This is a genomic window from Paraburkholderia panacisoli (genome assembly GCF_008369935.1).
Classification (GTDB): domain Bacteria; phylum Pseudomonadota; class Gammaproteobacteria; order Burkholderiales; family Burkholderiaceae; genus Paraburkholderia; species Paraburkholderia panacisoli.
In genome coordinates, this window is the sequence record NZ_VTUZ01000084.1 from 1 (window position 1) to 20,438 (window position 20,438).

Annotated in this window: 20 protein-coding genes; 7 read left to right on the top strand and 13 right to left on the bottom strand. The window is 62.6% G+C overall.

Annotation, left to right across the window (positions count from 1 at the left end):
- Nucleotides 1–643: 643 nt before the first annotated feature.
- The 9 genes from FVF58_RS48980 to FVF58_RS49020 all read right to left on the bottom strand — a co-directional run bounded on the left by FVF58_RS48980 (nucleotide 644) and on the right by FVF58_RS49020 (nucleotide 10,376).
- A complete protein-coding gene (locus tag FVF58_RS48980) occupies nucleotides 644–904 on the bottom strand; it encodes a hypothetical protein (protein ID WP_223191241.1) in 261 nt (86 codons plus the stop codon).
- Nucleotides 905–1,080: 176 nt separating this feature from the next.
- Nucleotides 1,081–2,196: a glycosyltransferase family protein gene (locus FVF58_RS48985; protein ID WP_149676686.1), complete on the bottom strand. Its 1,116-nt coding sequence runs from the start codon at nucleotides 2,194–2,196 to the stop codon at nucleotides 1,081–1,083.
- Between the two features lie 423 nt (nucleotides 2,197–2,619).
- Nucleotides 2,620–3,576 carry an ABC transporter permease gene (locus FVF58_RS48990; RefSeq protein ID WP_149676687.1) on the bottom strand — a complete coding sequence of 319 codons (957 nt, stop codon included), beginning with the start codon at nucleotides 3,574–3,576 and terminating at the stop codon, nucleotides 2,620–2,622.
- Nucleotides 3,573–4,580, bottom strand: a complete 1,008-nt coding sequence (locus FVF58_RS48995; protein WP_149676688.1) for an ABC transporter permease — start codon at nucleotides 4,578–4,580, stop codon at nucleotides 3,573–3,575. The genes FVF58_RS48990 and FVF58_RS48995 overlap by 4 nt, the downstream gene beginning before the upstream one ends.
- Nucleotides 4,577–6,115: a sugar ABC transporter ATP-binding protein gene (locus tag FVF58_RS49000; RefSeq protein ID WP_149676689.1), complete on the bottom strand. Its 1,539-nt coding sequence runs from the start codon at nucleotides 6,113–6,115 to the stop codon at nucleotides 4,577–4,579. Before FVF58_RS49000 ends, FVF58_RS48995 begins: the two co-directional genes overlap by 4 nt.
- Nucleotides 6,116–6,134: 19 nt before the next feature.
- Nucleotides 6,135–7,160, bottom strand: a complete 1,026-nt coding sequence (locus FVF58_RS49005; protein WP_149676690.1) for an ABC transporter substrate-binding protein — start codon at nucleotides 7,158–7,160, stop codon at nucleotides 6,135–6,137.
- Nucleotides 7,161–7,252: 92 nt separating this feature from the next.
- Complete coding sequence (locus tag FVF58_RS49010) at nucleotides 7,253–8,590, bottom strand: metal-dependent hydrolase family protein (RefSeq protein WP_149676691.1); 1,338 nt, start codon at nucleotides 8,588–8,590, stop codon at nucleotides 7,253–7,255.
- Nucleotides 8,591–8,711: 121 nt separating this feature from the next.
- Nucleotides 8,712–9,497, bottom strand: a complete 786-nt coding sequence (locus tag FVF58_RS49015; RefSeq protein ID WP_149676692.1) for an alpha/beta fold hydrolase — start codon at nucleotides 9,495–9,497, stop codon at nucleotides 8,712–8,714.
- Nucleotides 9,498–10,376 (bottom strand): fumarylacetoacetate hydrolase family protein, encoded by an 879-nt coding sequence (locus FVF58_RS49020; protein WP_149676693.1) that lies wholly within the window; start codon nucleotides 10,374–10,376, stop codon nucleotides 9,498–9,500.
- A 139-nt stretch (nucleotides 10,377–10,515) separates the two neighbouring features.
- On the opposite strand from FVF58_RS49020, the gene FVF58_RS49025 reads away from it, so the two are divergent.
- Nucleotides 10,516–11,247 (top strand): FadR/GntR family transcriptional regulator, encoded by a 732-nt coding sequence (locus FVF58_RS49025; RefSeq protein WP_149676694.1) that lies wholly within the window; start codon nucleotides 10,516–10,518, stop codon nucleotides 11,245–11,247.
- A 55-nt stretch (nucleotides 11,248–11,302) separates the two neighbouring features.
- Here FVF58_RS49025 and FVF58_RS49030 read toward each other — a convergent pair whose 3' ends face one another.
- Nucleotides 11,303–12,007, bottom strand: coding sequence for a TetR/AcrR family transcriptional regulator (locus tag FVF58_RS49030; RefSeq protein ID WP_246217577.1), 705 nt, complete (start codon nucleotides 12,005–12,007; stop codon nucleotides 11,303–11,305).
- 97 nt (nucleotides 12,008–12,104) lie between these two features.
- Between FVF58_RS49030 and FVF58_RS49035 the strand changes: the two genes are divergently transcribed.
- On the top strand, nucleotides 12,105–12,749 hold the full coding sequence (locus FVF58_RS49035) for a glutathione S-transferase N-terminal domain-containing protein (protein ID WP_149676696.1): 645 nt from the start codon (nucleotides 12,105–12,107) through the stop codon (nucleotides 12,747–12,749).
- A gap of 179 nt (nucleotides 12,750–12,928) precedes the next feature.
- Nucleotides 12,929–14,884: an acid phosphatase gene (locus tag FVF58_RS49040; protein WP_149676697.1), complete on the top strand. Its 1,956-nt coding sequence runs from the start codon at nucleotides 12,929–12,931 to the stop codon at nucleotides 14,882–14,884.
- A 177-nt stretch (nucleotides 14,885–15,061) separates the two neighbouring features.
- Here the strand turns inward: FVF58_RS49040 and FVF58_RS49045 are convergent, their stop codons facing one another.
- The 3 genes from FVF58_RS49045 to FVF58_RS49055 form a co-directional block, all read right to left on the bottom strand.
- Entirely contained in the window at nucleotides 15,062–15,724 is a 663-nt protein-coding gene (locus FVF58_RS49045; RefSeq protein ID WP_149676698.1) for a dihydrofolate reductase family protein, read from the bottom strand.
- 207 nt (nucleotides 15,725–15,931) lie between these two features.
- A complete protein-coding gene (locus FVF58_RS49050; protein WP_149676699.1) occupies nucleotides 15,932–17,113 on the bottom strand; it encodes a serine hydrolase domain-containing protein in 1,182 nt (393 codons plus the stop codon).
- 297 nt (nucleotides 17,114–17,410) lie between these two features.
- Entirely contained in the window at nucleotides 17,411–18,166 is a 756-nt protein-coding gene (locus FVF58_RS49055; RefSeq protein WP_149676700.1) for a TrmB family transcriptional regulator, read from the bottom strand.
- A gap of 280 nt (nucleotides 18,167–18,446) precedes the next feature.
- Here FVF58_RS49055 and FVF58_RS49060 point away from each other — a divergent pair, with 280 nt between their 5' ends.
- From FVF58_RS49060 to FVF58_RS49075, 4 genes are all read left to right on the top strand, one after another.
- Nucleotides 18,447–18,788, top strand: coding sequence for a carboxymuconolactone decarboxylase family protein (locus tag FVF58_RS49060; RefSeq protein WP_149676701.1), 342 nt, complete (start codon nucleotides 18,447–18,449; stop codon nucleotides 18,786–18,788).
- Between the two features lie 29 nt (nucleotides 18,789–18,817).
- Nucleotides 18,818–19,504 carry a hydrolase gene (locus FVF58_RS49065; RefSeq protein ID WP_149676702.1) on the top strand — a complete coding sequence of 229 codons (687 nt, stop codon included), beginning with the start codon at nucleotides 18,818–18,820 and terminating at the stop codon, nucleotides 19,502–19,504.
- A 134-nt stretch (nucleotides 19,505–19,638) separates the two neighbouring features.
- Nucleotides 19,639–19,929, top strand: a complete 291-nt coding sequence (locus FVF58_RS49070; RefSeq protein WP_149676703.1) for a DUF1427 family protein — start codon at nucleotides 19,639–19,641, stop codon at nucleotides 19,927–19,929.
- Nucleotides 19,926–20,438: amidohydrolase family protein (locus tag FVF58_RS49075; RefSeq protein ID WP_149676704.1), on the top strand; the 513-nt coding region annotated here is incomplete at its 3' end. The genes FVF58_RS49070 and FVF58_RS49075, both read left to right, overlap by 4 nt.

Genomic DNA, 20,438 nt, shown 5'->3' on the forward strand with positions numbered 1-20,438 from the left:
ATGCTAATTATGTAAAAAGATCTTCTTCTGATTCCTGGGCGCAGCTTAAATGCTGATTAAAGCGAGCGATGGCAGGCTCGACCACGTGTGGCAATCCAGCAGACGAGCGCCGTCGATCGCTGCTGCGAGCGATTCGCGCGTCCTACTGAGAAAAAAATGATCAAGTATGAGCAACTTCAATCTGAAGAGCGCCTTCCATGCCACTGCGGCGGAGCTACCTACGACCAGGACAAAGAAATGTCGCGACGTAAGAACTCACCGCCACAACCGGCGTGAAGATGTACTTCTGCGACAAAACCCACTACTGCTCCGCGTCCTCGATACCGCCCCATGCCGTTGCGCGATGTCATAGATGAAGATTAGTAGATGCTCTACATTAATAAGCCCCCCCGGTCGGGGAGGAGATTAGCCATTTGATTGGGGGGCGCGAATAACAACCTGCCCGCAGATCAACTGGTTGCGGGTTTCGATTGGGTCCGGAATAGTGCAGTCGCTGGGCCGTGCCGATGGGTGAACGAGACCAGAAATGAAGGCACTCGCGATGATTTCGGCGGATCTCCGAAGGGGATTCGGCATGATGCGCAAGAGCGCAATCGCGGCGCGCAGCGTCGGAGGGTCAAGCGCCCGGTCAACGGCGATCTTCTCAGTTGGAGTAGGAATGCCGCAGGTTGATCATCGTGTAGGCGGGCGTCTTGAATGCGTAGTGCACCTGACTGACGTGCTCGAACCGGAGCGGCGGGCGGCGGAACTTGTCTTCCCAGGCGAAGACCCGCTCGATGGTGCTGAAGCGTTTGTCGAAAATAGCCGGATCAAGCAGCGGCTTGCGACCGCGCTTCGGGTTTTTCCGGCCGCGCGGATTGGGGTTGATGGCCTCTGCGAGCGATCGACGCCTGGTTGACGGCACTGTGCGCAATCAGAAAGTCGAAGTGGGGCTGCTCTGCGCGCCCGGCGTGCCATTGGCGCGGCAGCAGATCGCAGGCGCGGAAGTCACAGGCGTAAGCGACTAGCTAGTGCTTCAATATTTTCAGCGACAGACTCGGCGTTCAAATCGAGCGCGGAGGCCCGCAGTCACTTCGTTCACTAAACAGCCGGCCTCTCAGCCGCATTCTCCTGACCCACGACGGTTCCAAAGAACTGCTCGTAACGCCGGCAACAGGCATTCCAGCCGAATTCATCGACGGCCAGAGCGTTGCTCGCATTGCGGGCAATCGTCGGCCATGACTCGCTAATCAAGCGCACGATCTTCGGCAGCTCGGAGATGTCATTGAACAGAATGACATTCTCGAACTTCCTTGCAGCCCACATCATGAAAGGCGTCGAACGCGATATGAGCAACGGCACCCGTCCGATGGCCTCGAAGAACGAGCCGCTCACGAGCATTGAATCTGCCGAGTGCGGCAGGATGAGCACGTCGCTGTCGACAATGCTTTGCGCAAACTCCGCATCGGACAGGAACTTGGCATCCAGTTGCACGACGTCGCGCAGTGACCGCTTGTCGATAATTTGATTCAGCGTTGCGAGGTAGGCTTGCGTGCCTTGCCCGGCGATGTATAGCTTGCTCTCGCTTGGCCAGACATCGAGCACCGCGTCGATCTGCTTGTACGGGCGAATAACGCCGAGCATCGAGAACAGCGGCGTTGCATGATCGGTCTTAGGTGTAGTCGGCGTCTGCCCAGGCGCGTCCCAATACAGTGGATGCGGCAGATAGCGTGCGTTGTACTCGGCCTGAAAATCCGGCGCATGGACGACACGGAAGTCCGCCAGCCGGCGCACGAACGCGATAATTCGAATCGACAGGCTCCGGTTGAAGCCAACCGTATCGTGGACCGCGTGATCGTGGACGAAATACACGACCTTGGCCCGCCCGATCAACATCAGCGAGCAGTAAAACGCGAACAGCAGGGAGCCCGGCAAGCTCAAGCGGGCGGTGCCTTTTTCCCGCTTGAATGGCCGGTATTCCAGCCAATGAAAAGCAAGAATGTTGTTCGGTTTGAACAACTGGGCGAATCCGCCTTTCAATAGCCCTTTTACGGAAAGCGGCACGACGTCATAGCCGATCGATCTATAGAGATCTTTTTGAATCTCTATATAGCGATTGGTAGGGTTGGTGAAGGGGGACATCATTACACGCGGCCGCGGCCCGTTGGTCTGGCCGCTTTCAATCGTGCTATGTGCTTCCTCGATAGACTGCGTCATCTGTACGGTTCCAGTTGAGCTGTACGTCGCAAGATATGTAATGCGCACGCCGGAAATCAGTCAGGCTTTGTTTCGTTTTTAAACCGTGCAACGAACTAAGCGCCTGGTGAAAGGCATCATCTGTATGTTTAGCTTGCAGCAAAAGCTATTGGTGCGGGGCATCAAATTCCGCCAATTAGTAGGCGTAATTCGGCCATGAGGCCGCGGGAGGCTTCGACGCGATCGGCGCGCAGAAAGTGACCCGCCGACTTTTTTACTGCTTCGATTTACAGGGTCCGGTAATAGTTATCGGATAGACGCAGCACATATGAGTGATGTGCGAAGTGCGTAGCGCTGGGTGAGCGGCCCCTACCGTCGCGACGGTGGCCGCTCATTTCGCAAAAGGGCATGGCACGCCGGAGTTGCACCCAGCCGTTCGACTCGTCAAGCCGCCACCGCACGCCTTCCCACCGACCACCCATTGACTGCCAGAAACATCAGCAGCGTGGCGCCGAAAATACACTGCCGTCCAGCTTCGCCGATCTGCAACGCGGTCAGCAAACTGGTCAGCACGGTGATGAACACTGCCGCAATCGCCACGGCCACGTAGTCGCCACGTCCGCCGCCCAGCGACACCCCGCCGATCACCGCGACGACCACGCTGGTCAGCACGTAGCCGCTGCCGAGTCCGAGAAACGCCTGCCCCACGTACCCCACCAGCAGCACGCCGGTCAGCGCGGCAATGATCGCGCTCGCCGTATAGGCCGCGATGCGTATGACGCGTACGCGCGCACCGGTCAGCAGCGCGGCGGTCGGATTCGCGCCGGTCGCCATCAATCGGCGACCCCACGCCGAGCGGTCGAGAAACCACCACACCAAGGTTCCCGCCACGAGCCACAGCACACTAACCGTCGGCACGCCGGCGACGCTGCGCCCCGCCAGTGCAACGAGCGTCGCGCTGGCGGCGGTATTCACGTGCAGCAACGATGACCACACGATCAACCCGCCGTCGACGAGGCTCGCCATCGCGAGCGTCATGACGAGTGGCGGCACTCTGAACACCGTGATGCCGAGGCCGTTGATCACGCCGACTAGAGCGCCGCACAATGCCGCCGCGACCAGCGCCAGCGGCAGCCCCGCCGGCCCGGCGCCGATGACGGCCGCGCCGACTATCCCGCCCAGCGTGGCCGCCGCGCCGACGGACAGATCGAGTCCCTGGCCGCCGGCGATCATCACGAGCGTCTGCGAGATGCCGAACAAGCCGAGGAACGTGGCGATCTTCAACTGGTTCGCCAACTGGTCCGCATTCGTGAACCCGGGCACCGCCCACTGTCCGCCCACCATCACGACGACGACCAGCACCAGCAACAACGTGCGTCTGGAGTTGAGCATGGCGTTCATACCGGTTTCCTCGCGCTGATGAACGTGCAGCCGAGCGCAAGCAGAATGACCGCGCCCTTGAACACTTCCTGGTAGTTGCTGGGAATGCCGGCGAAGTAGACGACGTTGCCGATCAGCACGAGCACCAGCGCTCCGCAGATCGCACCGAGCATCGAGCCGCGCCCGCCCGCCAGCGAAATGCCGCCGATCACGACCGCGGCGACCGAATTCAACGTGTAGGGCAGGCCGAGGCGCGCATCGCCGGACGATGTCTGCGCGGAGATGCAGAGCGCCGCGCCGAACACGAACAACCACGCGAGCACGTAGCCGAGCAGCTTCACGACACGCGTATCGACGCCCGACTTGAACACCGCGTCCGCCGAACTGCCGGTCGCGATCAGGCGGCGTCCGAAACGATGACGTTGCAGCGCTGGCCACAGCGCCCCCGCCGCGATGATCGGCACGGCTGCGAGCGGCAGCACGCCGACGCGCATTGCGAACCACTCGCCGAGCACCTCGGGCACTGCGCCGCCAGGCTGCGGCATCAGCAGCAACGCGCCGCCGAACCAGATTGCGCCGGTGGCGAACGTCGCGATCAGCGCGCTCTGCCGGAAGTAGCCGACCAGCACGCCGTTGCAGACGCCGGCCGCGAGCGCGACGGCGAGCGCCGCCACACAGGTCGCGCCGGTGCTCCAGCCGGTCAGTGACGGCACGGCGGCGAGCACGCAGTTGACCAGCGAGATCCCCGCGCCGACCGACAGATCGAGTTCGCCGAGTAACACGATCACGGCCTGCGCCATGCACACGAGAATCACCGGCGCTGCGTTCTGCAGATTGCTCGCCAGCGAATCGGCGCTGAAGAAGTCCGGTTGAAGAAACGCATTGCAGCCGACCACGATCAGCAGCATCACGATGCCGGGCAATGCGCTGGCATGGCGTGATGCGATCGCGTTGATGCCTTGGCGAACGCTGTGCGAGCGCCGCTCGCGGGGAGCGTGGAGTCGTTCGGTCAGGCCGGCCTTCATGCGGCGCTCCTGCCGAACAGCGCGCTTGTCACGCGGGCTTCGTTCATCTCGGGTCCTTCGAGTTGCGCGACCACACGGCCTTCGTACATCACGATCAGGCGGTCGCAAACAGCAAGCAGTTCATCCGTATCGGATGCGTAGACGATCGCGGCGGCGCCCGCTTCGGTCAGTGCGCCGATCGCTTCATAAATCTCCTTGCGCGCGATCACATCGACGCCCTTGGTCGGATCGCTCAGCAGCAGCACTTTGACCTGCCGGTCGAGCCAGCGGCCAATCACGATCTTCTGCTGGTTGCCGCCCGACAGCGCGCGCACGGGCTGCCGCACATCGGCGGTCTTGATGCGCAGTCGGCTCACCGCGAAGTCGACAAAGCGCCGAATCAATTGGCGGCGCAAGCGCCACGGCTCGCTCTGAAAATTGGCGGCGACCTGCGCAAGATTGAACTCGACCGAATGATCGAGCCACAGGCCTTGCCGATGGCGGTCGTTCGGCACGAGGCACACGCCCGCGTCGATCATGTGCCGCGGCGAGCGGACCGTGAGCGGCGCGCCGTCCAGCGCGATTTCGCCGCCATCGAGCTTGCGGTAGCCGGCCAGCGCATCGAGCAGTTCTTCCTGCCCATGTCCCTGAAGCCCCGCGACGCCGAGGATTTCGCCTTGCCGCAAATCGAAGTCGACGCCGCGCAGACGAGCGCCGGCGCGCAGTCCCCGTGCGCTCAATGCGACGCGGCCATCGTCGTTCGCGGCGCTCGTGCGCAGGCGCTGTTGCGATTGCTGTGCGGCGTCGTGCAGATGCGCGTCGGCGGCGCCACCCGCCGCGCCGCCCATCCACGCCAGCACGCGGGCTTCGTCGAGCCGGCCTTGCACTTGCAGTTCGCCGGCATACCGTCCGTTGCACAGCACCATCACGCGATCGCACAGCGCCTGGATCTCGGCCATCCGATGCGAGATGAACACGATCGCCGTGCCGCGCGCAGCCAGCGACCGGATCACGCGGATCAGGCTGTCGACTTCGGCGGCGGCGAGCGCCGCGGTCGGCTCATCGAAGATCAGCACGCGCGGTTCGAGCGCGAGCGCCTTGGCGATTTCGACGAGTTGCTGATCCGCCACGCTCAGCCGGCCTGCTGGCATGTCGAGGTCCCAACCGGTGCGCAGGCTCGTCAGCAGTTCGGCCGCGCGCCGCCGTGCGGCGCTCCGGTTGAGGAACCGTCCCGCGCGGCACACTTCGGCGCCGAGAAACACGTTCTCCCACACAGGCAGATCCGGCGCGAGCCCCGGATGCTGATGCGCGATCGCAATGCCCGCGTTGCGCGCCGCACGCGGCTCACCTGGCGGCAACGCCACGCCGTCGAGCGACAGAGCGCCGTGGTCTGGCCGGTTGTCGCCCGCGAGAATACTGGACAGCGTCGATTTGCCCGAGCCGTTCGCGCCGAGCAAGCCGAGCACTTCGCCGGCCTTCAGTTCGACGCTGACGTTCTCGAGTGCGACGACCCCGCCGTAGCGCCGGGTGATGCCGTTGGCAGTCAATATAGGCATGCTGGGTCCATCACGGAGTTCATGGGGTGAAGAGCGCGTCGAGTTCCGGCTCGCTCAGCCATTGCCCCAGAAAGTAGCTATCGGGCTTGCCGTTCATCGACGCGAGCGTTGCGTCGAGCGTGTCGGCCGTGACGGTCTTCGTGATCGGGAAGTAGTAGGTGTTCTCAGGCAGCGGCTTGAGCTTGTGCCCCTGCGCAAGCCGGACCGCAATGCCGAGCGCGGTCCGGCTGATGTCCGGCGGGTTCACCTGCACGAACACCTGCATCGGATTGCCCGCGTCGCGCTGCTTCTTCCACTCTTCGAGAAAGCCTTTCTGCGCTTCGCCGGTCATCACCGCGATGCGCCGGTTGGCATTTTCGAACGCACGCAGCACGCCGAGCGCCATCGCGTCTTCGGTGAACACCGCATCGATTTGCGGTTGCGCGGCGATCACCGTGGCCATCACGGCCTGCGCCTTGGCCTCGTCCCATTCGCCGTAGCCGGACCACACCACCTTGATGCCGGGATACTTCGCGAAGGTGTCGAGCGCCGCCTTCTTGCGCGCCTCCGCGGCCGGATGGCCGGGAATGCCGTCGAGCACCACGACGTTGCCCTTGCCGTGCAATTGCCCGGCGATCCACTCGGCGTAGCGCTGCCCCCACTTGTAGTGATCGACCGTGACGTTCACCGCGTATTTGTTCGACACGGCCTGATCGAACGAGACGACTGGAATCTTGCTGCGCTCGGCTTCGGAAATCACGCCGTTCAACGCGGTCGCCGAATTGGCGTCGACCATGATCGCGCCGGTTTTCTGGCGGATCATGTTGCGCATGTCCTGAATCTGCTGGCCGGTATTCGCGCCCGACTGCTGGACGACGAGGTTCGAGGCCAGGCCCTTGGTCTTATAGGTCTGGAACTGTTCCTTGGCGCCGTCGACCATCTGGTTGCGCCATTCGGTGCCGAAATAGCCGTTCGACAAGCCGATGTCCGGCGCGGCGGCTGATGCCGACGCGCAGACGAGGCTCGCCGCGCAAGCGGCGAGCAGGGTGACCCGTTTCATTTTCATGTTGTCTCCTGTCGACCAGAGTTGGCGCTAAAGCGCTTACCCTCGGCCCATAGGTTGTTGTTGTCTGCTATCGCCGCAAACCCTTGCGCCGCTCAATGTACGGGTGCATGAATCGTCTGCGCGACGCCCCCGTCCACCGGCAACGTGGCGCTCGCATGCACTCCGCCGCGCGGCGGCACGACATCGTGCGAGGTCTTGAAGATTTCACCGTCCTTCATCACCAGCGTGATATTTTTCGGGTCCTGGAGCACCGCGAGGTCTTTCAGCGGATCGCCGTCGACGAGCAGAATGTCGGCCAGATAACCTTCGCGAATCTGCCCGAGTTCGTGCGGCCGCATCATCAGTTCGCCGCCGAGCCTGGTGGCCGACAACAGCACTTCCATCGGCGTCATGCCGATGTACTTCACGAAGTATTCGAGGTCGCGCGCATTCGTGCCGTGGGGCATCCACGCGAACCCGTAGTCGCCGCCAGGCAGGATGCGGATGCCGCGCTTGTGCATCTTCTGCAGCGTCAGCGCCGCCGTTTCGAGTTCGCGCTTGTAGCCCATCTTCGTCGCGGCCGCTTCGCTGATGCCCCACGGCTCCGCGTGATAGAGCGTGCTGATCAGCCAGCCGATGCCCGGCGCGACGAAGTGCTTGTCCTTGTTGGCTTCGAGCATGTCGAGCGCTTCCTCGTCGGCGAAACTCGCGTGGAAGATCAGTTCCAGCCCGTGCCGCACGCATTGCTTGACCGACTCGCTCGACCGCGCATGCGCGGCGACGCGCTTGCCGGCGCGCTTGGCCTCGGCGGCGAGCATCGCGATCTCTTCTTCCGAAAATGGCGACGCTTCCGCCGAAATGCCGGCGATGTATTCGCCCGACAGATTGATCTTCAGATGATCGACGCCGTACTTCACGAACATGCGCGTAGTCGCGCGCATTTCTTCGGGACCGCTCACCACCGCGCCGAAGTTCAGTTCCTTGAACGGCATGTGCGGCAGCGTGTTGTCGGCGAGGCCGCCGAGAATCGTGATCTCCTGGCTGCCGGCCAGATAGCGCGGGCCGGGAAACTCGCCCGCGTTTACCGCGTTGCGCAGCACGACATCGAGCCGCGGCTTGGCGGCTGCTGCGCCGAGCGCCGAGGTCCAGCCCATCTCCAGATAACGCTTGGCGACCCGCACGCACCAGAGCATGTGCTCTTCTGGCGGCATGAACTGGATCGCCGACAACGACGGCTGATCGTTCCACGAGAAATGCGTGTGGGCTTCCGTCATGCCGGGCATCAGGAACGCGCCCTTGCCGTCGATCCGCTGCGCGTGCGGCGCGCTGACCGGCGCGCCTTCACGTCCTACTTTGGCGATGCGCTGTCCTTCTACGAGAACTTCGCCCTTGAAGGGCTGCGCGCCGCTGCCATCGAATACCGTTACGTTCGTCAATACGATCGAGCTCATGTGTCTCCTCCAGGCGGGCGGATTGCGACTCTCGCGCATCTCGCCCTAAGGTTCGTGCTTCGCTAAAGACGTGTCACCAGCTTTGCTCTGTCAGCCGTTCCATTGCATGCCGTGCGATGCATCAGGGGGCGGCGCGATAGAAGGCCTGCAATTCCGCCTTCGACTCCGCGGGCTTTTCGAACGTGGTCCAGTGTCCGCAGCCGTTCAGCACCACCACCTTCGCGCCGGCGATGCGCTCGCCCATCGCTTTCACCGCGTCGGGTTTGCCGACGCCGTCCTGATCGCCGGTGATGAGCAGCGTCGGTACCTTGATCTGTTCGATCTGCGCGGGCTGTGCGCCCGCCAACGCCTCACAGCTTTGCGCGTAGCCTTCCGGCGATTGACGCATCACGCTCTCGCGCACCAGCGCCAGAGCGACCGGACGCTGCGCCTTGCTTTCGTCGCTGGTCGCGCCTTTGACGATCGCGTCGGCGATTTCCTGCAAGCCCCCCACACCCTTGTCGCGCGCGAGCGCCGCGCGCTGGCGGATACCGTCGCGGCCCGCGTCGGGTGGCGCGAGCAGCGGGCCGAACAGCGCGAGGCTCTTCACCAGTTGTGGATGCTTGACGGCCAGATGCTGCGCAACGATCGTACCCATCGAATGCGCGACCATGTCTGCCTGTTCGATCTTCAGTTCCCGCAGCGCGGCAGCGATGATGTCCACATACACGTCGATCGACAGCTTCTGCGACGGCAGCTCAGAACGCGCGCTGCCCGGCAGATCGATGCGGATCACCCGCTTGCCTTCGAACGCGCCGAGCACCGGCGTCCAGTTGTTCGACGAGCCGCCGAGACCATGAATGCACACGACGGGCGCGCCGTCGCCTTCCGTTTCGATGTAAAGACCCTGGACCTGGGTTGTCGTCATTTATGCCACCTCGTTTTGAAGAATGCCGACGCGCGGAATTTCCATTCGCACGACGTCGCCGGTTTGCAGGAAGCGGGGCGGATTGAAGCCGATGCCGACGCCCGCCGGCGTGCCGGTTGCAATCACGTCGCCCGGTTGCAGTTCGATGCCGGCCGAAATCGTTTCGATCAGCGTGGGGATGTCGAAAATCAGATCCCGCGAGTTCGAGCTTTGGCGCAGTTCACCATTGACCCAGCAGCGCACGTCGATGTTGGCGGGATCGAGTTCGTCGGCGGTCACGAGATATGGGCCCATCGGGCAGAAGCCGTCGAGCGATTTGCCGAGGAACCACTGGCGGTGCAGCTTCTGCAGATCGCGCGCGGTCACGTCGTTGATGAGCGTGTAGCCGAACACGTGCGCAAGCGCATCGGCCTTGCGGATACCGCGGCCCGCCTTGCCGATCACGACGCCGATCTCGACTTCGTAGTCGAGTTGCTGGGTGACTGCCGCGTGACGCGGAATCTTGGCGCCGGGGCCGATCACCGTCGATGCGGGTTTGGTAAAGACCACCGGCGCTTCGGGAATGTGCTCGCCGGCCTGCGCGCTCTTGTCAAAGCCGGACTTGCTGAATTCTTCGGCGTGGTCGTGATAGTTCTTGCCCACGCAGAAAATGTTCCGGCGTGGCTGATCGATCGGCGCGAGCACCGTGACGCCCGCCAGCGGCCGGCCGTCGTGCTTCGGCAGCAACGCGCTTTTGATCGCGTCGTAATCATGAACCAATTGGATCATGTCGCCGCGAAAACCGTCGCTCAATTCGGTCACGGGCCAGTATTGCTGCCTTTCCGGATCGACGACTGCAATGGTTTTCTTGCCTTCGACGAGCAAATTTGCCAATTTCATGTTGAGCCCTTAATCTAGGTCCAGTTGGTGAGAATTTCTGTCACTGTAGGACCAAATGCGACCAGAACCAACTAGGGTTAACCAAAAATAGATACCAATTGGTTCTATGTGAAAGCGTTTCAGCGGCAAGGATACGGTCATGGGCGACGTCGAGACAGGCAAGATTTCCGTTAGAGCGGAGGGCGCGCGCGCGCTCGCGAGCTATCTGGAGGAAGCCATTCGCACGGGGCGCTTGCGCGAGGGCGTCAAGCTGCCCGCCGAGCGCGAGTTGAGCGAGGAGTTCGGGGCGTCGCGCGGCGCGGTGCGGCGCGTGCTGGCCGATCTGAAGGGGCGCGGGCTCATTACGCAGGCGGTGGGCAGCGGCACCTTCGTGTTGCCGCAACCGAATGCGGCGCGCGCGGCGGTGGGCGCCGAAGCGGCGGCTGCGCCGGCGAGTCCGCATGAAGTCGTGCAGACCAGCCCTGCCGAATTGATGGAAGCGCGTCTGCTGATCGAACCGCTGATGCCTGGCCTGATCGTGCGTTACGCGACGGTGGGTGACTTCGCGCGGATGCTCGAATGCATCGAGCGTTCGGAAGCCGCACAAAGCATCGAAGATTTCGAGCAGTGGGATGGCGAGTTGCACAAGACCTTTGCGCTCGCCACGCACAACAGCTTCTTTCTACGGGTGCTCGAACTGACCAACGAAGTGCGCGAGCAGGGCGAGTGGGGACGGCTCAAGCGCAAGTCGCTGACGCCCGAGCGGCGTTCGGAGTATGAGGCGCAGCATCGCGCGATCGTCGAAGCGCTGCGCGACCGCGACGCGGACCTCGCATGCGAACTGCTGACCGGGCATCTGAAGCAGATCCGGCACAATCTGTTTGGCGGCTGAGCATCAGGCGTTGGGCCGTGGGCGGTGTTCTCCGCGTGGTCGTGTGGCGATCCAGCTAGCGCTTCAGCTTGCGTCCCGTGCCTGATTTGCGCGGCGCGGCCGGCGATTCACCGCCGCCACGCGTGCTACCACTGTTGACGGATTTGCGTTGCCGCTTGCCTGGCATACCGCAGATCAGTGCTATACCGGCCTTCGCGGTCGCACGCAGCGATTCGCGTGAGTCGCCTGCACGCGAACGCAAGGCAAGGCTGTGAAGAATCGCCGACGCCACTTTCGCGAGCGCCGCGGGATTCGCCGCCGCATCCAGTTCGCCCTGCGCCTTGGCGCGCTTGAAGCGCCGCTCGAATGCGGCATCGAAGGTATTCAATCCGTTCGCGAGTTTCTCGCGAACCTCGGCGTCCCCTCTCGATTCCACCAGCGCCGTGCCGATCAGGAAACATCCGCGCGGCGCTTCGTCAGCCGGAAAGTAGAGTGCAAGCGCGCTCTCGTACACGGACAACAATGCGTCGGCTAACGGCTGATCGGCCTTAAGCGCGGCTTCCATCCCCTCGCGTCCGAGTTCGATGTAGCGGTCCAGCGTGTCCAGATACAACGCATGTTTGTCACCGAACGCGCCGTACAGGCTTGGCCGGTTCATGCCCGTCGCCTCGCTCAACGCATCGAGAGACGTGCCGGAGTAACCGCCATGCCAGAACGCGTCTCGCGCATCGTTCAGCGCCTGTTGCGAATCGTACTGACGAGGCCGTCCACGTGCTCGCATCACATTTTTTGTACCGTTATGCATAAAAATAATCTGGCATCAGTGATTTTTGTTCACTATAGTACAAAAAAGAATTTTCAACAGCGGAGACATGAGCATGGAGCTTTATTTCTCGCCACTAGCCTGTTCGCTCGCGACGCGCATCGCGCTGTACGAGGCGGATGCCGACGCGCGCTTCATCGAAGTCGATACGAACTCGAAGCGCTTGCGCGACGGCTCCGATTTCTATCCGATCAACCCTTTGGGCCAGGTGCCCGTGCTGCGTACCGACGACGGCTGGCTGCTCAGGGAAAACACCGCGATCCTGCCTTACGTGGCCGACGCATTTCCCGCGGCGCGGCTCGCGCCGGCAGCGGGTACGGCGGAACGCGCGAAGTTGCAGGAGTGGTTGGGCTTTATCGGCACCGAACTTCATAAGGGGGTGTTCGTGCCGTTGCTTGATCCGAACGCGCCCGATGAGGTTCGCGCTTATACGTGTAAGAAGATTGCCCTGCGCCTCGATTTGCTCGAACAGCATCTTCTTGAGCAGGAGTTTTTGTTGGAGGACTTCACGGTTGCTGATGCCTATCTCGTCACTGTGCTGAACTGGGCGCAGCATTGCGGTGTGGAGCTCAGCGGATGGGCGGCGGTCGATGCCTATTATCGGCGCATAGTGGGTCGTCCTGCTGTGGGCAGGGCATTGAGGGAAGAGGTGGTGCTTTACAGAGAAGAGGTGGCGAGGCGGCGCGGGGGTGCGGTGTGAGCCGGTGGCGCTAGAGCGGGGAGGGGCCGGGGTAGAGCTGGACCGAACGGTCGGCGCATAAACGGCTGCGAACGACCGACTCGCAGCGACACGACATTCCGCATCTTTCATGAAGCATTCATGAACTTTACTTAACCTCACGCGCTTTACTTCCCACGCCACAAAGAGAAGAAAGCGCCATGTCCAAGAACCTCCAATTGTTGCGGCCATCGGTCGCCGCAGCGTTTATTGCTTTTGCCCTCGCCGCTTGCGGCGGCAACGTCGACGAAGCGGCGCTCGGACAGGTAAGCGTGCCGGCGGCTCCGGCCACGCCGAGCTTCGTCGACTCCGCTGCTGCGCCCGCCGGCGTCGCGGCGTTCGTTGACAACATCGCCACGAACCAGCGCGGCGATGCGCGCTACTCGACGCTTGCCACCAATGCAGGCGTGCGCCTCGTCGCACCGTATCTCGACTACTGGAAGCCGCTCACGGAGATCGTGGACGCGGGAGTCAGCGCGCCGGCCGTCGGTTCGTTCCCCGCCGTGGTGCCGTCGACCGCCACCGGTGTGCCGACGGACGGCTCGCCTAACGGAACGATTCTCAACGCATCGGTCCTCGGTGCGAACATTCAGTACGTTGTCACGACGACCACGAACCGCACGTCCGCGCAAGCCGATGCCGCGTATTACGACGACCGGCGCGGCAAAGGCTACAGCGTCACCGACGGCATGGGTCCGCTTACCGCCAGTTGGTGCACAGCGGCGCAGCAGACCACGACCATCACGTCCATCCCGGCCGATGCGACGTCCGTCGCGTACAACGACAGCGGCAACAACACGGGCGTCGGCAGCACGTCGAACGGCACGTTCGGCAAGGTCGTCGATCTGATCAACACGCTCGGCAATAACGCTTCGACGGAACCGGCCAAACGCTTCTATAAGTATCCGCGTCCATTCCGCTGGAGCTCGAATGTCGTCGTGGTGCCGACGCTCGTTCCTGCGGAAAGCACAACGCCCGCGACCGATGGCGGCTTCATCAGCGGCCACACGGCGGAAGCGGTGCGTGACGCTGTCGGGATGGCGTACGTGGTCCCTGAGCGCTTCCAGGAAATGCTGAGCCGCGGGCTCGAGTTGGGCGAGAACCGCATCGTCGCGGGCATGCATTCGCCGCTCGATGTCATCGGAGGACGCATGCTCGGCATTGCCGCCGCGGCTGCCAACCTGTATGACCCGGCAAACGCCACGCTCAAATCCGATGCGTACACACAGGCGCACACTGCGCTGATGTCGCTGACAGGTACATCGGCGACGACGTTCAATGCGTTTGCGCACTCTGGCGACACCAGCAACGATCGCTTCGCCGATTACACGACCAATCGCACCAACTTTCTGCGTCGCATGACGCTCTCCTTCTCGCAGATCGGCGCGACCAACGCTGCGCCGATCGTGCCCAAGGGCGCAGAGGTACTGCTCGAGACGCGCTTCCCGTATCTCGATGCCAATCAGCGCCGCGTCGTGCTGAAGACTACCGAAATGTCTTCCGGCTATCCGCTGATGGACGACGCCGAGGGCTGGGGACGCCTGAACCTGTTTGCCGCGGCGGACGGCTACGGCGCGTTCAACGGCAGCGTAACCATCGCGATGGACGCGAGCAAGGGCGGCTTCAACGCGGCGGATACCTGGCGCAATGCGATTTCCGGTACGGGCAAATTGACGCTGCAGGGTAGCGGCACGCTGACGCTCGCCGGCACCAACACGTATTCGGGCGGTACTGAAGTGCAAGGCGGGACGGTGCGCAGCGCATCAGCGAACGCGTTCGGCAGCGGCGACGTGTACCTGGGCTCGGGCACGGTGGCGATCGGTTCGACGCAGGCAGTCGTCATCGCCGGAAAGTACACCCAACTTCAGAACACGACGCTCGAACTCAACGTCGGCCCGAACGGACAAGGTGTACTGCACATCGGCGGTCAGACAACACTCGCGGGCGGCACGCTGCATGTGAAATTTGCGGGCGGCTATACACCGAAGTCAGGCGACCTGCTCAACCTGATCTCCACGGGCGCGCTGTCGGGACGCTTCGCTAACATCGTGGTCGATGGATTCACCGCCACGCCGACCTACGATGCGACGGGCGTGCATGTCCATTTGAAGAGCTGAGCAACGTGAGGTACGTGCCGCCGGGCTTGCGCCCGGTGGCGTCAGTATGTCTTTGGCATGTCGGTTGTGACGGGCACTGTTCCGACCCAATGCGGACGGTCGGTGATTGGAAAAGCGGACACTCAACGTCCGAGCTAAGCCCGCGGCCCGTCAGGGGCATCGGCCTTCAGCGAGTGGTTAGGCGTCCGTCTGCCCTTGGCGCCGTAGGACGACATGCGTGGCCTTCTCCGTCGCTACGAATTCAACGCATTCGTATCCCAGAGCCCGCGAGTCAACCCCCTCGAACAGCGATTCTCCCCGGCCGAGCAGGACCGGCGCGATAGCAATGTGCAGTTCATCAATAAGGCCCTCACGAAGATACTGCTGGATTGTGTGCGGCCCACCGCCGATCCGCACGTCCATTCCGGCAGCGGCCTCGCGTGCACGGTCGAGCGCCTCGCGAATGCCTCCTGTTATGAAGTGGAACGTCGTGCCGCCTTCCATCTCGATGGGGGGACGAGCATGATGGGTCAAGATGAACACTGGAACGTGATACGGTGGATTGTCTCCCCACCAGCCTTTCCAGTTTGTGTCCGGCCAGTCCCCACGAATGGATCCGAACATGTTCCTCCCAAGAATCCAGGCCCCAACATTCTGAAAGCCACGGGCGGCGAAATCATCGTCAATCCCGGTCGTACCGCCGTCCTTGCCGAACAAGGCCCGCTGGAACGTGCGTGTTGGGACAAGCCACTGATGCAGTTCCGTCCCGCCAACGCCGAGCGGATTGTTGATGTCTTGATTCGGGCCTGCTCCGTATCCGTCGAGCGAGATGGTGAAACCCTCAACGCGAACTCGTGTCATCGTTTGCCTCCGGTTAGACGCCTAACGTAATGTGGATAGCAAATCTGCATGGTTTGCCGGAATTATGCGAAATATTCCGGCCTTCTGTCCTCGTGCCAATCGTCCCGTCGTATGCGCGGCCCGACCGCTGGATTGAGGCGCATTTGCCGATGCGGTCAAACGGACGCACAGCGAGCCCGAAGGGGCGCGCGATTGCAGGCCTGCACGTCACCTCGCGCCGTAAACGGCGTCGCGCAGATCGATTGTGTATTGGCCGTTCATGCCTTCGTAGAGCGTGTTCGACAGCGACACGACGGTCAGCCCGCGTGCGCGGTCGACGAACCACGAGTGACCGTAGACACCCCCCCAGCGCCACGTGCCTGGCGATTCCGGCGACGCCGCTACGTGTGGATCGCGCAGCACCGAAAAGCCGATCCCGAAGCCGACGCCGGGCCGGTCCGGCAAATCCAAGTTGCCAGTCTGCACCCGTCCCATCTCGTCCACGAGGGCGGCAGGCAGCAGTGCGCTGCCGCCCGCGCGCAGCGTGTCCAGCACATGCAGCACGTCGCTCGCGCTGCCTACCATCCCTGCACCGCCCGACGCAAAAGCCTGCGCGTCGAGCGCGCGCGCCGGCGAGTACGTGACACCGACAGTGCCTTCAACTGCAGGTACGGTCTCGTTCTCGGCGAGCCGGTGCGGCTGCGGCGTATCGTTCACGTACGGTGTCGCGAGCCGCGCGGGATCGACCGCGACGAACGCCGTGTCGCGAGCGCCGAGCGGACGGAGCACGAGCACATCGACAGCTTCCGCGAGGGACATCCCGCAGACAGCCTCGATCAGCGCGCCGGTCACGTCGAGCGCAACCGAATAGTTCCAGTTCGTCCCCGGCGCATACAGCAGCGGCGCGCTAGCTATCCGGCGTACGTTTTCCCCTAGCGTGATGGCCGCGCCATCGAGCCCGTCCGATACACCTGCGCGCGCATAGGGCCCGGCCGCGTCGGCTTCTGCAAAGCGATAGCCAAGGCCCGCGGTATGCGTAAGCAGCTGCCGCACCGTGATCGCCGGTACGCGGCCGTCGGGAAGGGTCGGGCGGAAATCGGCCAGCCAGCGGGTGACGTCATCGTCGAGAGACAGTTTGCCTTGCGCCACGAGCACCATCGCGGCCGTCGAGACGATCGGCTTCGTCACCGACGCGAGCCTGAACAGCGTGTCCTCGCGCATCAACGCGCGCGATTCGCGGTCCGCGAATCCGGCCGCGCGGTGATAGACGAGCTGTCCGTCGCGCGCGATCAGCACTACTGCACCGACGAGACGCTGCGCGTCGAGCGCGCGGGACAGCACCGCATCGACACGCTCGGCAAGCGCGGCATCGGCGGGCGGCTGCAATGACGATGCTGGGGTGAAGGGCATAAAGGGCTCCGTCGTGATCGGTCTAGCCGACATGTTAGGAGAGCCTTGGTCGCGATCGCCATTAACCCGTACGTCGGAAAGGGCTAAATGCTCTCGCAGGCTAGCGTTGCTTTGTCGACTCAGTTGGCGGTTATCGATCCCGTTGCTGCCGGTCGTGTATGCGCGTGGACCGTCCGGTCTGTCAACATGGACCGGCGAGGCTGCACGTTTGAAGACCGTGTGGCCACGCTCCTGGGTATCGACGCGCAGTTTCAGGGCCGTCGCGTTTTCATAACTGTCGGAGCGAACGAAAGCGATTCAGGCGGGTTTGTCGAACCGATCGGGCGTGCTAGCGCTCCACAGCACTTCGAACAGACTGCACTCGAACGCAAAGAACTCCGCGCTTTGAATGGACAGCGCGTAGTGCTCGGCCCGCGATGAAATGAAGGCCACGGTGTCGTCGTACAGATAGGTCGTGATACCCACTTCGAAATCGGCGGGCGCAAAGCGAAGTTCGCGGCGATCGCGCGTCGACGATCGCCACAGATCGCGCGTATCGCCAGGGCCAGAGCGGATTATGCGCAGATTGATGCCCGCACGGACGCGCAGCGCGACGATACCCCTGATGACCTCGAAGCCCGGCATCTGAAACAGCTCGCTGTTCGACATCACGGCGCGCAACTCCTTGCTCTGACATTCGAGCGTTTCGTTGAGCACGGTCTTGATCCCTTCGATGCCGGAGAAATATCGCACCTTTGGTTTTCCACCCGCTGAGTTGTGAATCGAGCGCAGTCGCGGGAGCACTTCTTGAACGAGCTGACGTTGCGTCTCGATACGCCTCAGCAGCGCGATCGGATCCTGCGGAATCACGTAGCTGCGCGCGCCTTTCTGCACGGTCGCGACGAGTCCATCGGCGAGCAGCCGGTCGAGCACTTCGTATGCGTTGGTGCGGCCGATACCCGCCTTCTGGGCGATGGAAGCGACGGTGGCCTCGCCGAGTTCGAGCGAGGCCAGATAGAAGTCGGCCTTGTTCCCGTCGATGCCGGCCGCCTGGAGCATCTCGATAAGGTTCATTTTCGCCAACCGGTCCGGGAAGGTAAGCGCCGCAGCACGACAATTCGTTCGGTTGAATAGTACAGTAAAAAACTATACAAATCAATTATATAGGAGAGTTTAAAAACTTTTTGCTCGGTTCTGAAGGACGCTCGCCGGACACCCGATTAGCATCCATCTCAGTCAATTCGTTGACGCCCGGAGTCGATGAACCACATTGACCCGAAGCTGGCGAGAAGCGGACCGGCTGGGCGGCTGGTTCGCGCGCTTACATCCTATGAAATCCTATTGGAGCCATATCATGGTCGAGTGGAAAGAGACTATTCACGACATCAATTCCCGCATCAAGGAACTGTCCACACGCACGCCGGACACCCTTCGCGGATTTGCCCTTGTCGCCGGCGCGGGCGCCAACACCAACCATCTCGGCGCGAAGACGCGTGAACTCATCGCGCTGGCCGTCGCGGTCACTACGCGCTGCGATGGCTGCATCGCCTTTCATGCAGCCGAGGCCGTCAAGCACGGCGTGTCAGACGAAGAGATCGCAGAAGCGCTGGGCGTTGCCATCAATCTGAACGCCGGCGCTGCCATCACGTACAGCACGCACGTGCTCGACGCCATCGAAACGCTGAAGCAAGCCTGACCATCCAAACGCACTGACAGGAACCCATCATGACCAACCCCAAGCTCGAAGTTCTGACCCCGCAAAACTCGCAACTGCTTTTCATTGACCAACAGCCGCAGATGGCATTCGGTGTCCAATCCATCGACCGGCAGGTGCTGAAGAACAATGTGGTGGGTCTGGCCAAGGCAGCGAAGATCTTCGACATTCCGACCACCATCACGTCGGTCGAATCGCAAAGTTTCTCGGGCTTTACCTACCCCGAACTGCTCGACGTGTTTCCCGGCCAGCCGGTGCTCGAACGCACATCGATGAACTCCTGGGATGACCAGAAGGTTCGTGACGCGCTGGCTGCGAATGGACGCAAGAAGATCGTGGTTTCCGGGCTGTGGACGGAGGTTTGCAATAACACCTTCGCACTCAGCGCGATGCTGGAAGGCGGCTACGAGATCTACATGGTCGAAGACGCCTCAGGCGGCACGTCGAAGGACGGGCATGACTACGCCATGCAGCGCATGATCCAGGCCGGCGTCGTGCCCGTGACGTGGCAACAGGTGATGCTCGAATGGCAGCGTGACTGGGCGCGTCGCGAAACGTACGACGCCGTCATGGAAGTGGTCAGGGAACATTCTGGTGCGTACGGGATGGGCGTGGACTACGCCTACACCATGGTCCACAAAGCGCCACAGCGCGCGGCGGGTCACCACGAGATCGTGCCCCCAGTTCCGGCCAGATAATCGGCCGCCCTCCATCTCATTTGATGTCCCGACGCTGGCCGTGCGGCGTGACGCCGCCGGCCGGCAGGAGTAGTTGCGCCATCTGCTTCAGACAAGCCCGATCTGATGCTGCCCGCTGCAAGAGGGATGAACCCATGAAAGTCTATCTGTTCTCGTTAGGTGCCGGCGTTCTGGTCGGTGTCATCTACCACCTGATTGGCGTACGGTCGCCAGCCCCACCGCTGATTGCGCTGGTCGGCCTGCTCGGCATTCTCGCTGGAGAGCAGCTCCTTCCACTCGGCGAGCAATATCTCTTTGGCGCCATTCGTTCAACGGTGACGCGCGCGTCGGACGAGGCGACCACGGCATCAGGCTCATTGCAGCACGGCATGTCTCGCGTCACGGCTGCTCGCAAGACTGTTGGGAATGAGGAGGCCCGCTCATGAACACTTCCGCAAAATCCCCCGACCTGGTTCTGCACAACGGCCGCTTCACGACGCTGAACCGGGCGAACCCCACAGCGAGCGCGGTCGCCATCAAGGACGGGAAATTCATCGCCGTTGGCGACAATGCCGACATCATGTCGTTGGCAGGTGGTGCGACAAAGTTGATTGACCTGAGGGGACGTTCCGTACTGCCTGGACTCATCGACAGTCACACCCACGTCGTGCGCGGCGGCTTGAACTTCAACATGGAACTGCGGTGGGACGGCGTGCGAACGCTCGCCGATGCGATGAACATGCTCAAGCGCCAGGTGGCCGTTACGCCGCCACCGCAATGGGTCCGTGTGGTCGGTGGGTTCACCGAGCAGCAGTTCGCCGAGAAGCGGCTTCCCACGATCGCGGAACTGAATGCCGTTGCACCCGATACGCCGGTGTTCATCCTGCATCTTTACGACCGGGCGTTGCTGAACGCCGCGGCGCTGCGGGTGGTCGGCTATACGAAAGACACGCCG

What these genes read in the sequence shown, in the direction of transcription:
- FVF58_RS48985 (WP_149676686.1), bottom strand. Translation starts at nt 2,196, where the DNA reads ATGACGCAGTCTATCGAGGAAGCACATAGCACGATTGAAAGCGGCCAG.
- FVF58_RS48990 (WP_149676687.1), bottom strand. Translation starts at nt 3,576, where the DNA reads ATGAACGCCATGCTCAACTCCAGACGCACGTTGTTGCTGGTGCTGGTC.
- FVF58_RS48995 (WP_149676688.1), bottom strand. Translation starts at nt 4,580, where the DNA reads ATGAAGGCCGGCCTGACCGAACGACTCCACGCTCCCCGCGAGCGGCGC.
- FVF58_RS49000 (WP_149676689.1), bottom strand. Translation starts at nt 6,115, where the DNA reads ATGCCTATATTGACTGCCAACGGCATCACCCGGCGCTACGGCGGGGTC.
- FVF58_RS49005 (WP_149676690.1), bottom strand. Translation starts at nt 7,160, where the DNA reads ATGAAAATGAAACGGGTCACCCTGCTCGCCGCTTGCGCGGCGAGCCTC.
- FVF58_RS49010 (WP_149676691.1), bottom strand. Translation starts at nt 8,590, where the DNA reads ATGAGCTCGATCGTATTGACGAACGTAACGGTATTCGATGGCAGCGGC.
- FVF58_RS49015 (WP_149676692.1), bottom strand. Translation starts at nt 9,497, where the DNA reads ATGACGACAACCCAGGTCCAGGGTCTTTACATCGAAACGGAAGGCGAC.
- FVF58_RS49020 (WP_149676693.1), bottom strand. Translation starts at nt 10,376, where the DNA reads ATGAAATTGGCAAATTTGCTCGTCGAAGGCAAGAAAACCATTGCAGTC.
- FVF58_RS49025 (WP_149676694.1), top strand. Translation starts at nt 10,516, where the DNA reads ATGGGCGACGTCGAGACAGGCAAGATTTCCGTTAGAGCGGAGGGCGCG.
- FVF58_RS49030 (WP_246217577.1), bottom strand. Translation starts at nt 12,007, where the DNA reads ATGCGAGCACGTGGACGGCCTCGTCAGTACGATTCGCAACAGGCGCTG.
- FVF58_RS49035 (WP_149676696.1), top strand. Translation starts at nt 12,105, where the DNA reads ATGGAGCTTTATTTCTCGCCACTAGCCTGTTCGCTCGCGACGCGCATC.
- FVF58_RS49040 (WP_149676697.1), top strand. Translation starts at nt 12,929, where the DNA reads ATGTCCAAGAACCTCCAATTGTTGCGGCCATCGGTCGCCGCAGCGTTT.
- FVF58_RS49045 (WP_149676698.1), bottom strand. Translation starts at nt 15,724, where the DNA reads ATGACACGAGTTCGCGTTGAGGGTTTCACCATCTCGCTCGACGGATAC.
- FVF58_RS49050 (WP_149676699.1), bottom strand. Translation starts at nt 17,113, where the DNA reads ATGCCCTTCACCCCAGCATCGTCATTGCAGCCGCCCGCCGATGCCGCG.
- FVF58_RS49055 (WP_149676700.1), bottom strand. Translation starts at nt 18,166, where the DNA reads ATGAACCTTATCGAGATGCTCCAGGCGGCCGGCATCGACGGGAACAAG.
- FVF58_RS49060 (WP_149676701.1), top strand. Translation starts at nt 18,447, where the DNA reads ATGGTCGAGTGGAAAGAGACTATTCACGACATCAATTCCCGCATCAAG.
- FVF58_RS49065 (WP_149676702.1), top strand. Translation starts at nt 18,818, where the DNA reads ATGACCAACCCCAAGCTCGAAGTTCTGACCCCGCAAAACTCGCAACTG.
- FVF58_RS49070 (WP_149676703.1), top strand. Translation starts at nt 19,639, where the DNA reads ATGAAAGTCTATCTGTTCTCGTTAGGTGCCGGCGTTCTGGTCGGTGTC.